The following is a 12,618-nucleotide window of genomic DNA, read 5'->3' on the forward strand; positions in this document are numbered from 1 at the left end:
GAGTGGCAGAAGCCGTGCGCTACTGGTGCTTGCCAACGGACAGGTATGGAAACCTTTACCCGGAGGAGGCCGGTGCCTGCTCCGTGAGCGGAAACGATAGCGTCACCGCAGTCCCGTTCGGCTCGTTCGGCAGGTACTGGATGGTGCCCCCGTGCCGTTCGACGATGTGCTCGGAGATGATGAGTCCGATCCCCGAGCCGTCCTGCTTCGCCGAAAATGCCCCGGACGCGAGACGATCCGCCGGCGCTTCGAGCATGCCGCGGCCCTGGTCGCGGATCACGACATACGCACGCCCGTCGCGGCAGCCCGTTTCGACGGCCAGCTCCTTCACCTCGGTTGTAGAACGCGCGATCTCGTCGATCGCGTTGACGCAGAGATTGATGATGACCTGTCCGATGAGCACGCTCTCCCCTTGAATCGAGAGCGTGCGTTCGGGAATGTCAGCAAACACCCGAATACCGCGCTCGGCCGCGCGTAGCCGCACGAAATAGAGACTCTCCGCGACGGACTCGCCGAGATCCATTAGCGTGGCAGTGCTTTCGATGCGTCTCACATATCGTTTGACTGACGCTACGATGTCGTTGGCGCGGCGCAACTGCTTCTCGATCTGATCGATCCCGTACGCCAGGCTCCGCGGATCTACCGTTTCCGCATCCAGACGCGCCTTGAGGCCGCTGAGATAATTTGTCGACGCGGCCAGTGGTTGGCCGAGTTCGTGGGCGAGGATCATTGCCATGTCACCCATCGCGTTATAGCGACTCAGATACTGAAGGTTGGCTTCCTGATAAGCGTTCCGCTGCTCCCAGACGACCCGTTCGGTGACGTCGCGCACTATCAGCACCCGCGTCCGGATTCCGTCGTGGTGCACGCTCTCAAGTTCACCGGCCAACCACACGGTCGTGTCCTCGTCCTTGGCGATCTCCAGCTGGATCTTCACCGAACCGACACCGGAGGTGAGGCGTTCGACGACAAGGGGACTAGACAGACGGGGTTCGCACCGACCGAGATCCTCCAGATGCACACCCATCAGTTGGGCAGGGGTGCGGCCGAACAGCCTTGCGGCTAGCGGTGAGATGTCATCGATGCAGTTGTCATCGTCGAGCACAACGATGCCGGCTGACGTGTGATTCATGATGCGCTGCAGAGAGTCCGACACCCAACTGAGTTCTTCCTTCAGTTCGACCTCTTCGGAGATATTCCGGAACTCCACCATCACCACGGGACCGTCATCGCAGTGCACCAGAGTGGCACGGGCATCGGCGAGGAACTCGGTACCGTCCTTGGCCCGATACTTCCACTGCTTGACGCTCACCCCATGGACCACCGCATCCTGCAACCACGCGACCCCGAGCTCACGGCGATACTGTCGCTCCTGCGCACTCATGTGATGTGCCTTGAGAGGCATGAGTTCCTCCAGGGTGAACCCGAAGGTGCGGCAGGCAGACGGATTGGCCCACAAGATGTTCTTCGAACTCGCCTCGTGGATCAGGATTCCGGTGGTGGCGTGCAGCGACATCTGCTCGAAGTCGCGACGTGTGGGAAACACTCGCCTCACCTACCTTCGTCAGCCGCTCGTCTTTGACGCCACATTGCCCCGAGACAAGTAGGGGATTGCCTTAGTTGCGCCGCAAGGAAATCCCGATACCGCCGGGTCGCGTCCGTCCATAGTGTAGCCGTCAGATCCACAACCGAATCTGAACGGAGACACCGATGAGCACCGATGCCATCACCGATCGGGTAGTCGCCGAACCTGCCGGTCCGGCTCGCGAGGCGGCGCTCGAGCATGCCCTCGATGTTCTCGTCGATCGTCGAGACGAGTTCAACGCCCAGCGCTTCGTGCCGCGCGACTTCATTGCTCTGCTCAAGAAGACCGGCATGTACCGGGCATCGACCCCGGCTGAATTCGGCGGTGAACCCATGGCGCCGTCGACTTTCATGGCCATGGTGGAACGTATCTCCGCAGTCGATCCGGCCACCGGTTGGGTTTCGAGCTTCGGTTCCTCGCTCGTCTACTTCGCGGCGCTGCCGGTAGAGACGCAGCGCCAGATCTATGCGGCTGGCCCTGACGTTGCATACGCGGGCGGACTGTTCCCCATGCAGGAAGCGGCGAAAGTCGATGGTGGCTACCTGTGCTCAGGAGTCTGGCAGTTTGCCAGCGGATGCCGCGGCGCCGACATCATCGGTATCGGACTGGCCGGTGGACCCGAGACCGATGGGAAACCACTCACCGCCCTCGTCGACCCCGCAGAGGTGGAGATCGTCGAGAACTGGGACGTCGCTGGTATGAAGGGCACCGGATCGCACGCTGTCAGGGCCGACAAACTGTTCGTTCCCGAGGAGATGACCTTCGTCCGCGGAGGCGCGCCTCAGATCGACGAGCCCTTGACCCGATACCCGTCTCTGGCCTATGCCGCACAGGTTCTCGCCGTCGTCACCCTTGGCGCCGCACGCGGTGCGCTCGACTACGTCCTGGAGGTTGGTGCGGCGCGCACCTCCATCACCGGTGGCGCCAGCAAGGGCAACCGACCCGCCTACAAAACCGGTCTCGCCCACGCTGAAGCCGAGCTGCGATCTGCGCGCGCCTTCTTCTACCAGGCCACGGATGCGGTGTGGGCTAAAGCTGTTGCCGGGACGTCGATCTCCATCGAGGACCAGGCGCTCCTGAGGCTGTCGGCCACCCACGCCGCCCACGTCGGCCGTGACGTCGTCCTGGCAGCCTTCGACCTAGCTGGCACCGGAGCAATCTACGAGACCCACCCACTGCAACGGTTTCTGCAGGACGCCCTGGTTCCCGCACAGCACGCGATGCTGCAAACCAACACCTATGAGGCCGCGGGCTCGCTGCTACTTGGCCTCGACTCCGGCATCCCTAGCTTTCCCTGACCCACGCCCTATCCGAGGAGCACAAGCATGTCCACAGGACCCCTCCGCACCCTGTTCTGCGTCGGCAACAACCAAAACTTCTTCGACCTGCCCAAATCCGAGATCAAACCGGTCTGGGAAGCCACGATGGAGTTCCTGACGACTCTCAAGCACATGGACGGCGTCGAGATCATCGGCACCTTCGACGACGACGCCCACATGGTCGGCCCCTCGACCGGCTGGCCCTGGACCTTCTACGTCCTCGCCGACGTCCGCGACCAGCCCACCGTGCAGGACGCGTGCAATCTGTTGCGCACCATTATGGTCGGCGAATATGCCCTCTGGCGCTACTTCACCATCGAGGCCCGAATGGGCCGCGAACTCACCATCCGCGACGACGTCTGATTCTGTCGAGAAAGCAGGACAACCGATGACCACCATCGAACGGCCGACCGAACAGCCCACCCGCGGTTTCGCCGCCCTAGCCGAAAAGGACCGCGTCGCCGGGCAGCTCTACACCGACCCAGAGATCTACGCCGAAGAAATGCGCAAGATCTTCTACCGCACCTGGGTGTGGGTGGCACACGAGAGCGAGATCCCCGAAGCCGGCTCCTTCAAGACCACCCAGGTCGGCGACCAACCGGTCATCATCACCCGCGACCGCAAAGGCAACTTCAACACGCTGCTCAACCGGTGCCGCCACCGCGGTGCCACTGTCTGCGATCAGCGCAACGGCAAGGCCAACGGCTTCACCTGCCCGTATCACAACTGGTCCTACACGCTCGACGGACGCCTGCGGGGCATCCCGTACCCGGACGGTTATGAGGGTGTCGTCGACAAGAACGACTACCCGCTGCAAACCCTACGCACCGAGAGTTATCTGGGGATGATCTTCGCCACCTTCAACTCCGAGGCCGAACCACTCGAGGACTTCCTGGGCGACGCGAAGATTTGGATGGATCGATTCCTCAAGCAGTCCAACGGGTTTCCGACCAAAGTGCTGGGCGTCCACAAGTTCCGGTTCCACGGCAACTGGAAGATCCAGTTGGAGAACACCACCGACGGTTATCACTTCCCGATGGTGCACAAGTCGTGGATGGCATCCGTGGATGCCGAAACCGCAACGATGATGTCGTTCATGGACGACCCGAACGCCGTCACCCATGTGCTCGGCAACGGGCACAGCGTCGCCATCATGGCAGCCGACCACGCCGACCTCGACATCGATGACGGCCATGAGGAAGTTCAACCGCGCTTTCAGCATCTCGTCGACGAACTCGTCGAGGCAGGTGAGACCCCCGAACGGATCCGCCGCTACATGCGGTCGATGCACGGCTGCGGTTTCAACCTCAACATGTTCCCGAATGTCGCGATGTCGTCGTCGTTCTTCCGGATCCTCATCCCGATCAGCGTCGATGTCACCGAGGTGTGGCACATGGCGATCGGCATGGACGGCGGACCGGAGAACATCAACCGCGAACGCCTGCGTATCCACGAACACTTCCAGGGCCCCTTCGGTTTCGGCAGCCCCGACGATGCCGAGGGCTGGGACCGAGTGCAGATCGGCGCCGGCGGCAATCCGAACATGCCGATCCTGGTGAACCGCGGCGAGAACCGCGAGTACATCTCCGACGAAGGCTGGCCCACATCGCATGTCACCGACGAGTCCGGCATGCGCGAGTCCTACCACATGTGGAAGAAGATGATGACCGATGACTGAGCTGCTGACCTTCACCGACACCCGGGTGATGCGCGCCATCCAGTTGATCTGGAAAGAGGCTGCCGTCCTCGACGCCAAGGACTATCCGGCGTGGGAGGAGATGTTCACCGACGACGGTCTGTACGTGATCCCCATCGACCCCGACACTGATGATTTCGCCGCGTCGCTGAACATGGTTTATGACGATAAGCGGATGCGACAGCTACGTGTGCAGAGGATGATGCAGGGCTACGCGCCGTCGGCGGTGGCCGCCGCCCGTACCGTGCGGATCGTGTCGCGGTTCACCGTCGAGGAGATCTCCGACGATGCCGTGGTGATCAAGTCGGCGCAGATTCTGAATGCGTTCAAACGCAACAGCTTTTCGACCATCGGCGCGGAGATGACCCATCGTATCGAGTTCACCGGCAGTGACGATAACGGGGCCGGCGACAAGATCGCGCTGAAGGTGGCTCGACTCATCGACAGCGAGGACGCGGTCAGCGCCTCGGGATTCCTCCTCTGAGGAGATGACGATGACCACTGTAACCACACCGGGTATCGCCGTCGTCACCGGCGCCGCGGGCGGCATGGGCAGCCACATCGCCCGCAGGCTGCACGACGGCGGGCATCGAGTGATCCTTGCCGACATCGCTCTCGAGGACGCCACCACGCTCGCCAAGGAATTGTCCGCGGACGGCTCCACCGCGCGTGCGCTGGAACTTGATGTGTCCCACAAGAACAACTTCGAAGCGGCACTGGAGCAGTGCCAACAGCTCTGGGGCACACCGGCCATCGTCGTCAACAATGCAGCCCGCACCCAGGCAGCCGACCTGATGACGTTGGGCGAGGACGAATTCGACGCAGTCCTGAACACCAACGTCAACAGCATCTTCTTCGGGTGCCAGGTGTTCGGTGCCGCGATGGCCGCACAAGGCTACGGTCGAATCGTCAATATGGCGTCGCTGGCTGGCCAGAACGGTGGCACCGCAACCGGCGCGCATTATGCGGCCTCCAAGGGTGCAATTCTCACGACTACCAAGATCTTCGCCCGTGAACTCGCTAGCAGCGGTGTGACCGTGAATGCGATCGCCCCCGGACCGCACGATCTTCCGGTGGTCAAGGCCACCGTTCCGCCGGAACGCCTCGACGCGGTGATCGCCGGGATACCGGTGGGTCGCCTCGGCAGTCCTTCGTTCATTGCCGACATGGTCGGCCTGCTCACCGCAGAGAACGCGTTCTTCGTCACCGGCGCCTGCTGGGACGTCAACGGCGGACTCTACGTGCGCTGAAACCTCTTCCAGTCCAATCAGGAGTACTTCGTGGCCCTCATCGATGTGATCGTGTCGGATATAGTCCAGGAGACGCCGACAATCAAGACCATCTTCCTGTCGAAGCCGGATGGCACGTCAATGGGGTCGTATTCCCCTGGGGCGCACATCGATATCGTCGGTCCCACGGCGCTGACCCGCCAGTACTCGTTGTGCAGTCGGCCCGACGGTCGAGAGTCGTTCGCGGTTGCGGTCAAGCGCGAGGCCAACTCTCGCGGCGGGTCGGTGGCGCTACACGATCTGCAGGTGGGGGACTCGCTGCAAATCAGTGAACCTCGCAATCTGCTCCAGATTGCAGAGGATGCAACGCATCACGTACTGGTGGCGGCTGGTATCGGCATCACGCCGATGCTGTCCATGGCCCGTTATATGGACGTGCACGGCATCAGCTTCGAGTTGCACTACTTCGCGCGCACCGCCGAGGAGGCCGCTTTCCTGCCGATGCTGCAGGACCGCTGCCCGGAGAAGCTGCACGCGCACTTGGGAGTGTCCCGCGACGAGCAGGACGCGCTGCTGCAGTCCGCGCTTGCCGGTGCAACCGCGGGCACCCACGTCTACGTTTGCGGCCCAGACGGTTTCATGTCCAAAGTGATTGCGCTGGCAGAACAACTCGTATCCGCAGAGGCGGTGCACTTCGAGGCGTTCCACGCCTCCGACCAGCCGAGCTCCGACACCAACACGGCCTTCGAGGTCGAGCTCGACGGCGAAACCTACGAGGTGCCGGCCGACAAGAGCATCGTCGAGGTCCTCGAAGCCAACGGCTGCGACGTCGACACCTCCTGCCAGGAGGGCATCTGCGGCACCTGCATCATGCAAGTCCTGAACGGCGAACCCGAACACCGCGATAACGTGCTCACCAAGGCGGAACGCGACGCCGGTGAAGTGATGGCCGTGTGCGTCTCCCGAACCAAAGGTCCCAAGCTGGTCCTGGACTACTACTGAGTCGAGCCGCCCAACGCAACCCGGTCCCTGAGGTGCGAGGCGCCAGCCGAGCCACGAAGGGCCTGGTGACGGCCCTTCGTGACGCTCGCTCGCTGGCGCTCGCGGGCTCCTCAGGGATCAGTGGTGACGCTCGCTCGCTGGCATGGCGGGCGCTATCCCTCCGTCGGCACCTCGACGTCGAACCGCAGTACGTCCCGGACGAGGGTGCTGATGCTGTCGGCGTCGGTCTTGCTCTTGATCCGGGCACGATGCACATCAACGGTTTTCACGCTCATCCCGAGCTTGCGGGCGATGTTCTGACTGGGCAGTCCTTCGACGACCAGCGCCAGGATCTCCCGCTCCCGCGGCGTCAGTAACGACACCTTCTCCTGGATGGACTGACGCAGTTCATGTGCCCGGAAGCGTTCGGACGCCTTCTCTATCGCGGCCTGCACGGCATCGAGAAACCGTTGCGGCTCATAGGGTTTCTCGAGAAAGTCGAGCGCGCCGGCCTGCAACGTGGACACCGACATGCGGATATCGCCGTGTGCGGAAACGAAAATGATTGCAACATGCGGCGCGAACTCGTTGATCCGCTCTTGCAGTCGCGTCCCGCTCATCTGCGGCATCCGAACATCGAGCACGATGCACGCCGGATGACTGCCGTCGTACGCGGCCAGGAAAGCGTCGGCGCTAAGACAGATCTGCGGTTTGATGCCGATGCTGCCCAACAACCAGTCGACCGATTCGCACAACTCGGGATCGTCATCGACGACATACACCGTCGCCGGTGGCGCGGTGCTCTCGCTGGTCGGTTCTGCCATCATCGACTCGATTCTAATCGTCCGCCTCGTCGTTCCAGGCGGCATCGGCGGTCCAGTAGTTCATGCCGACCGCGCTGACCTTGTGCTCCCATGTCGAGGTGCGTTCGAGCCACGGCTCCTCGCTACGGACCGAGGCGTCGGCGGCCTCGGGTCCGTCGGCTTCTACGGTCCAGTGCACCCAGTTCACCTCGCGTCCGAGTTCGTCGTGCACGAACAGATCGACGTGATGCCATCCGTAGTTGAAGGTGTCCTCGTAGCAGGTGAGGAACATCCGGTGATGGGTTGTCGGGCGTGGCTTGATGACCATGACCTCGTGCCTTTCCTTATGCCGGGACTGCCGGCAGGTCGCGTAACAGCGGCTCGAGCCGTCCCGCAGCCTCGAACAGATTCGCTTCGTCGCCGCGCATGCCGATGACCTGCAGGCCCAACGGAAGTCCATCGGTGGTCCGTGCACCGGGCACCACCACGACGGGCAGTCCGAGCAGCTGCCACGGTCGACTGAGAACAGGAGACCCGGTGGCGTCCAACCCTTTCGGGGCCGGTCCAAGGGCAGCCGGACCGACGATGACCGTGGCGTCGGCCATCATGTCGCGCAGGAGGTCTCGGGAGCGGTCCCGGCGGGTAAGAGCGCCGGCGACCGCAGCCGCGGGTACCTCGCGTCCGCTGTCGATGAGCGCACACAACTGCGGACTCAGCGCGTCGCGCGACGACTTCTCGATCTCGTCGAGTGAGCCTGCGGCCTCGTACGACATGACGGTCACGTGGTCGTCGGCGAGGGTCTGCACGTGGTCGTCCCAGTCGAGGTCGTCGGCCCGGAGGCCCGCCTGGACGAGGACGTCGGGAAGCAGATCCAGCAACCGCTGCATCGCTGGTTCCACGGTGTCGAGTCCACTGCCACGCCATACCAGCGCCGACGCCACACGCTGCGCGGAGGTCTCGCGGCGTGGGCGGCCGGTGAATGCGGCGTAGACGTAGGCGAGATCGTCGACCGTGCGCGTCAGAATGCCGAGAGAGTCCAGCGATTGGCTCAGACCGGTGACACCGGCCAGGCTGGTCGTGCCGTGCGCCAGCACCATGCCGGCGGCGCCGCAGTAGGAGGCAGGACGGGTGAGGGATCCGGCGGTCTGCGTGCCGAGAGCGATCGGGATGACACCGGCGCCCACAGCGGCGGCGGATCCGCTCGAGGAACCGCCCGGGGTGTGGTCGGTGGCGGTCGGATTACGGGTCGGGCCGGGGGAGAAGTAGCCGAATTCCGTTGTGACGGTCTTGCCCTGCACCACGGCGCCGAGTTCCCGGAACCGTGCGACGCAATCGGCGTCCTTGGCGACCGGCTCCGACGAGGTGAGCGCCGATCCGGCGCGGGTCGGCAGTCCCGCCACATCGATCAGATCTTTGATACCGATCGAGATGCCGCGCAATGGCCGTCGACCACCGGTCTCGTCCTCGAGGCGAGCATCGTCGATGATGCGGTCGGAGAGCTGCACCCACGCCGCGAGGTTCGTTTCCGCGCGCAGGATCTCCGCACGTGTTTGTACGACAAGCGTTTCCGCTGACACGGCACCTTCCCGTACCGCGGTTGCCTGGTCACTGAGGGGCTGGTTCCAGTAGGCCGAGCTCACCGTTCCTCCTTCATTTCGTTGCCATCAGTCTGCCTGCTCGCCCGCGTCGGCAACAGTAAAGAAATCCCTCCTACCGCTGTAACCAGATTCGGACATAGCTTCACTGGCATCCGACGATCCGCAGCCCCCGACGGAAGAAGAATCGATGTCCGCTAGCACAACCGAACCACTCATCGACGGTCCACCCACCCGGTCCGGCATGCATCTCGGTCGCATGTCGCGCCGCGCCTGGCTGGTCACCGGACTGTTGGTGCTTTTCCAGATCGTGGCCTTCGCCGACAAGGCGGTGCTCGGCCTCGTCTCCGCCGACGCCATCCCCGAACTCGGCTTGACCACCGTCGAGTTCGGCTTCATCGGGAGCGCATTCTTCTTCCTCTATGCCATCGTCTCTGTTATCACCGGAGTGCTCGCGTCGAAGTTCTCGGTCAAATGGATTCTCTTCGCGATGGGCATTACCTGGGCCGTCCTGCAGTTCCCGATGCTGCTCGGCGGCGGCGCAGCGATCCTGTTGGTCACGCGCATCCTGCTCGGTGGCGCGGAGGGTCCGGCCACCGCGATGTCGTTGACGTCGGCGCATACGTGGTTCTCCCCGGTCCGTCGTGCCCTGCCGTCGAATCTAATCGCGGCCGGCTCGGCGCTCGGCCCGGTCATCGCCGCGCCGGTGCTGGTGTGGGTGATTGCCGCGTGGGGGTGGCGCTGGGCATTCGGCGTGCTCGGCATCATCGGGCTCGTCTGGACGGCGGCGTGGTTCCTCCTCGGCGCCGACGGTCCCTTCCGCCCGAAACGCGACGAGGCCGTGGACCGCACGGCGGCCCGGGTGGAACTGGATACCGACGGCGACGAGATCGAGACCTCGGCCGTCGACGCGCAGCAGCCCGTGGCCATTTGGCGCGCACTGCTGAGTCTGACCTTCCTCGCCGCACTCATCGGCGGCGCCTCCAACTTCTTCGTACAGGGATTTCTCACCACCTGGTTGCCGCAGTACCTCGGCACGGTAGCCGGTCTGTCGCGCACGTCGGTCGGTTCGGTCACGACCATCCCGTGGGTGATCGGCGCGCTCGTCCTGCTCGCGCTCGGCGCACTCGGCCATCGTCTGCTCAAGCGCGGATACACCGCGCACCGGGCGATCGCGGTGCCGTTCGGCTGCGTGGCCGTCGTCGCCGGCATTTGCTTCGTCGCCATCCAGGCGACCTCGGGCACCGTCGCCGTCGCGCTACTGTGCCTGGCCGCCGGATGCAGCCTGGCCTATCCGATGACCGCTGCCGCCATCGGCTATGCGGTCGGGGCACGGCAACGGCCGATCATGATGGCCACCCTCGGTGGCCTCGCCTCCTTTGGCGCGGTGATCTCACCGATCCTGGTGGGCTGGTTGATGTCTCACGCCGGCTATGTTCCACCGCCCAAGGATGTTAAGCCGAGTCCGGAAATGGCCGACCGGATGGCGATCGGCGTCCACCAGGCATTCACCATCACCGGTCTGGTCCTCCTCATCGGCGGCGCGATGTGTATTGCATTCCTGCGCCCCGAACGACTCGGCCGCACCCTCCAACAACGATTCATCAAGGCGTCCTAGGAGTTACCCATGACCACCCCAACCCCCACCCCGATAGACGCCCAACTGTTCCGGGAAGTACTGGGCCACTATCCCACCGGTGTCGTCGTGGTCACCGGCCGTGACCCTGCCGGCGACGTTCTCGCCATGGTGGTGGGCACCTTCAACTCGGTCTCCCTGGAACCGGCGCTGGTGTCGTTCATGCCGATGAAGACGTCCCGCACCTTTGAGGCGATGCAACAGTGTGAGTCGTTGTGTATCAACATCGTCGGCGGCGAGCAGGAAGACGTCGTGATGACCATCGCCCGGCGGTGGGAGAACAAACTCGACGGACTCGACTGGCGTGAATCACCCTCCGGCGACCCGATTCTCGCCGATTCGGTGGCCTGGGTCGACACCCGGCTGTGGAGCACCGTCGACGCCGGCGATCACTGGATCGTACTGTGTGAAGTCGTCGACCTGGCGGTGACCAACCCGGTGTCGCCGTTGATCTTCTTCCAGGGCGGCTACGGCAGCTTCGTGTGTACGTCGTTGATGGCGCGGATGGATCACGAGATCCTGCCGGCCATCCACGCCGCGCACGGCGCGCGCCCGCAGGTCGAGGCGTTGGCGACGAGGATCGGCTGTGAAGTGTCGGTGCTGACCGCGGTCAGTTGCGACGAGATGGCCATGGCACTTTCGGCAACCGGCGAGGACATCGACCGCGAGCACGGTCTGGCCCGGCGTGTGCCGATGGTTCCGCCGATCGGCGACAGCTACGTCTTCGATCAATCCACCGACATCCAGGAGAGCTGGATCGGCAAGTTACGCAACGCCGACGACACCGTCAAGCAGATCCACCGGGAACGGCTGACCTTCATGCGCTGTCACGGGTTCGCAATGTCGTTCCTGCCGCCCGAAGGCGACGCCGCCTACGGTGACATGCGTGACGCGACCCGCCGGTACGAAAGCGGCCGACTTACCCCTGCCGACGAACGCAGCATCCGCGAATCCATCGCCAACTGTGCCGTCGACTACCGCGTCCGCGATCTCGACGACGACGAGGTCTATGACATCGGTTCTCTGGTACTACCGATCCGCGACCCGAACGGCGGATACACCATGACCTTGCGGCTGGCGCAACTACCCCAGCGCGCGACCGGTTCCTTAGTCCACGAATGGATTCGACAGGCACGACTCGTCGTATCCGCACTCGAAAACACCACACCTACCAAGGAGAACGTCTGATGAGTTCATCGATCACCGCCGCGGCCACGACCGTCGACGCCATCGCTGCCCTGTCGACACGCATCGACGTCCTCGAGGCCGAAGCCGACATCCGCCGCATCCAGGCGCGCTACATGTTCCTTTGCGACACACCGTGTCCCGAGTACGGTGTCACCGACGACGCCCACCGCATAGACCTCATCCTCGATCTATACACCGACGACGCTGTCTGGGAGGGTGTGGGGGAGTACTACACCGGACAGTTCGGTCGCGCCGAGGGAAAAGACGCCATCCGCCAGCACTTCCAGGGCTTCTGGGGTGAGAAGCAGGACCCCGCACTGCTGTTGAACGCCCATTACCTCACCTCAGAACAGATCCACGTCACCGGCGACGAGGCCACCGGGCAGTGGATCCACATGCAGCCGTGGCTGTTCTCCGACGGCCGCAGTCTGCTGCGGTCAAGTCGCCTGAACAACGCCTTCCGCAGAGAGAACGGGCGCTGGCTCATCACCCGCACACGCACCGAGAACGTCTTCATTGCGGACCTGCCCACCAACTTCGCCTCCGACTATCCGTCGGAGTCGGTGCTGCTCAAGGACTAAGCAAC

Annotated in this window: 14 protein-coding genes; 10 read left to right on the forward strand and 4 right to left on the reverse strand. The window is 63.7% G+C overall.

All coding sequences use genetic code 11. The features are described from left to right. Window positions 1–55 precede the first annotated feature (55 nt). Window positions 56–1,459 (reverse strand): PAS domain S-box protein, encoded by a 1,404-nt coding sequence (locus GOACH_RS10455; protein ID WP_245551878.1) that lies wholly within the window; start codon window positions 1,457–1,459, stop codon window positions 56–58. Here GOACH_RS10455 and GOACH_RS24260 point away from each other — a divergent pair. The 7 genes from GOACH_RS24260 (at window position 1,404) to GOACH_RS10485 (ending at window position 6,831) form a co-directional block, all read left to right on the forward strand. After that, window positions 1,404–1,607: a hypothetical protein gene (locus GOACH_RS24260; protein WP_245551883.1), complete on the forward strand. Its 204-nt coding sequence runs from the start codon at window positions 1,404–1,406 to the stop codon at window positions 1,605–1,607. The genes GOACH_RS10455 and GOACH_RS24260 overlap by 56 nt on opposite strands. A 103-nt stretch (window positions 1,608–1,710) precedes the next feature. Continuing rightward, window positions 1,711–2,883 (forward strand): acyl-CoA dehydrogenase family protein, encoded by a 1,173-nt coding sequence (locus GOACH_RS10460; RefSeq protein ID WP_005174303.1) that lies wholly within the window; start codon window positions 1,711–1,713, stop codon window positions 2,881–2,883. Window positions 2,884–2,910: 27 nt separating this feature from the next. Then, window positions 2,911–3,267 (forward strand): hypothetical protein, encoded by a 357-nt coding sequence (locus GOACH_RS10465; protein ID WP_005174304.1) that lies wholly within the window; start codon window positions 2,911–2,913, stop codon window positions 3,265–3,267. Window positions 3,268–3,292: 25 nt separating this feature from the next. Continuing rightward, window positions 3,293–4,582 (forward strand): aromatic ring-hydroxylating oxygenase subunit alpha, encoded by a 1,290-nt coding sequence (locus GOACH_RS10470; protein WP_005174307.1) that lies wholly within the window; start codon window positions 3,293–3,295, stop codon window positions 4,580–4,582. Next, a complete protein-coding gene (locus GOACH_RS10475; RefSeq protein WP_005174311.1) occupies window positions 4,575–5,084 on the forward strand; it encodes an aromatic-ring-hydroxylating dioxygenase subunit beta in 510 nt (169 codons plus the stop codon). Before GOACH_RS10470 ends, GOACH_RS10475 begins: the two co-directional genes overlap by 8 nt. A gap of 10 nt (window positions 5,085–5,094) precedes the next feature. Further along, a complete protein-coding gene (locus tag GOACH_RS10480; RefSeq protein WP_005174313.1) occupies window positions 5,095–5,850 on the forward strand; it encodes an SDR family NAD(P)-dependent oxidoreductase in 756 nt (251 codons plus the stop codon). A 30-nt stretch (window positions 5,851–5,880) separates the two neighbouring features. Beyond that, on the forward strand, window positions 5,881–6,831 hold the full coding sequence (locus GOACH_RS10485; protein ID WP_005174315.1) for a PDR/VanB family oxidoreductase: 951 nt from the start codon (window positions 5,881–5,883) through the stop codon (window positions 6,829–6,831). 152 nt (window positions 6,832–6,983) lie between these two features. On the opposite strand, the gene GOACH_RS10490 is transcribed toward GOACH_RS10485, so the two are convergent. Genes GOACH_RS10490 through GOACH_RS10500 form a run of 3 tightly spaced genes read right to left on the reverse strand, consistent with a single transcriptional unit; the run spans window position 6,984 to window position 9,253 of the window. Continuing rightward, complete coding sequence (locus GOACH_RS10490; protein WP_005174316.1) at window positions 6,984–7,637, reverse strand: response regulator transcription factor; 654 nt, start codon at window positions 7,635–7,637, stop codon at window positions 6,984–6,986. 10 nt (window positions 7,638–7,647) lie between these two features. After that, window positions 7,648–7,941: a hypothetical protein gene (locus GOACH_RS10495; RefSeq protein ID WP_005174318.1), complete on the reverse strand. Its 294-nt coding sequence runs from the start codon at window positions 7,939–7,941 to the stop codon at window positions 7,648–7,650. Between the two features lie 16 nt (window positions 7,942–7,957). After that, window positions 7,958–9,253 (reverse strand): amidase, encoded by a 1,296-nt coding sequence (locus GOACH_RS10500; RefSeq protein ID WP_005174319.1) that lies wholly within the window; start codon window positions 9,251–9,253, stop codon window positions 7,958–7,960. 145 nt (window positions 9,254–9,398) lie between these two features. Between GOACH_RS10500 and GOACH_RS10505 the strand changes: the two genes are divergently transcribed. Genes GOACH_RS10505 through GOACH_RS10515 form a run of 3 tightly spaced genes read left to right on the forward strand, consistent with a single transcriptional unit; the run spans window position 9,399 to window position 12,613 of the window. Continuing rightward, entirely contained in the window at window positions 9,399–10,826 is a 1,428-nt protein-coding gene (locus GOACH_RS10505) for an MFS transporter (protein WP_005174320.1), read from the forward strand. Window positions 10,827–10,835: 9 nt separating this feature from the next. Beyond that, window positions 10,836–12,032, forward strand: coding sequence for a flavin reductase family protein (locus GOACH_RS10510; RefSeq protein ID WP_005174324.1), 1,197 nt, complete (start codon window positions 10,836–10,838; stop codon window positions 12,030–12,032). Beyond that, window positions 12,032–12,613 (forward strand): nuclear transport factor 2 family protein, encoded by a 582-nt coding sequence (locus tag GOACH_RS10515; protein ID WP_005174325.1) that lies wholly within the window; start codon window positions 12,032–12,034, stop codon window positions 12,611–12,613. The genes GOACH_RS10510 and GOACH_RS10515 overlap by 1 nt, the downstream gene beginning before the upstream one ends. The last annotated feature ends 5 nt before the right edge of the window (window positions 12,614–12,618 follow it).

The organism is Gordonia aichiensis NBRC 108223 (assembly GCF_000332975.1).
Classification (GTDB): domain Bacteria; phylum Actinomycetota; class Actinomycetes; order Mycobacteriales; family Mycobacteriaceae; genus Gordonia; species Gordonia aichiensis.

Excerpts from the sequence above, each read along its gene's own strand:
- GOACH_RS24260 (WP_245551883.1), top strand. The coding sequence starts at position 1,404 with ATGAGTTCCTCCAGGGTGAACCCGAAGGTGCGGCAGGCAGACGGATTG.
- GOACH_RS10460 (WP_005174303.1), top strand. The coding sequence starts at position 1,711 with ATGAGCACCGATGCCATCACCGATCGGGTAGTCGCCGAACCTGCCGGT.
- GOACH_RS10465 (WP_005174304.1), top strand. The coding sequence starts at position 2,911 with ATGTCCACAGGACCCCTCCGCACCCTGTTCTGCGTCGGCAACAACCAA.
- GOACH_RS10470 (WP_005174307.1), top strand. The coding sequence starts at position 3,293 with ATGACCACCATCGAACGGCCGACCGAACAGCCCACCCGCGGTTTCGCC.
- GOACH_RS10475 (WP_005174311.1), top strand. The coding sequence starts at position 4,575 with ATGACTGAGCTGCTGACCTTCACCGACACCCGGGTGATGCGCGCCATC.
- GOACH_RS10480 (WP_005174313.1), top strand. The coding sequence starts at position 5,095 with ATGACCACTGTAACCACACCGGGTATCGCCGTCGTCACCGGCGCCGCG.
- GOACH_RS10490 (WP_005174316.1), bottom strand. The coding sequence starts at position 7,637 with ATGATGGCAGAACCGACCAGCGAGAGCACCGCGCCACCGGCGACGGTG.
- GOACH_RS10495 (WP_005174318.1), bottom strand. The coding sequence starts at position 7,941 with ATGGTCATCAAGCCACGCCCGACAACCCATCACCGGATGTTCCTCACC.
- GOACH_RS10505 (WP_005174320.1), top strand. The coding sequence starts at position 9,399 with ATGTCCGCTAGCACAACCGAACCACTCATCGACGGTCCACCCACCCGG.
- GOACH_RS10510 (WP_005174324.1), top strand. The coding sequence starts at position 10,836 with ATGACCACCCCAACCCCCACCCCGATAGACGCCCAACTGTTCCGGGAA.
- GOACH_RS10515 (WP_005174325.1), top strand. The coding sequence starts at position 12,032 with ATGAGTTCATCGATCACCGCCGCGGCCACGACCGTCGACGCCATCGCT.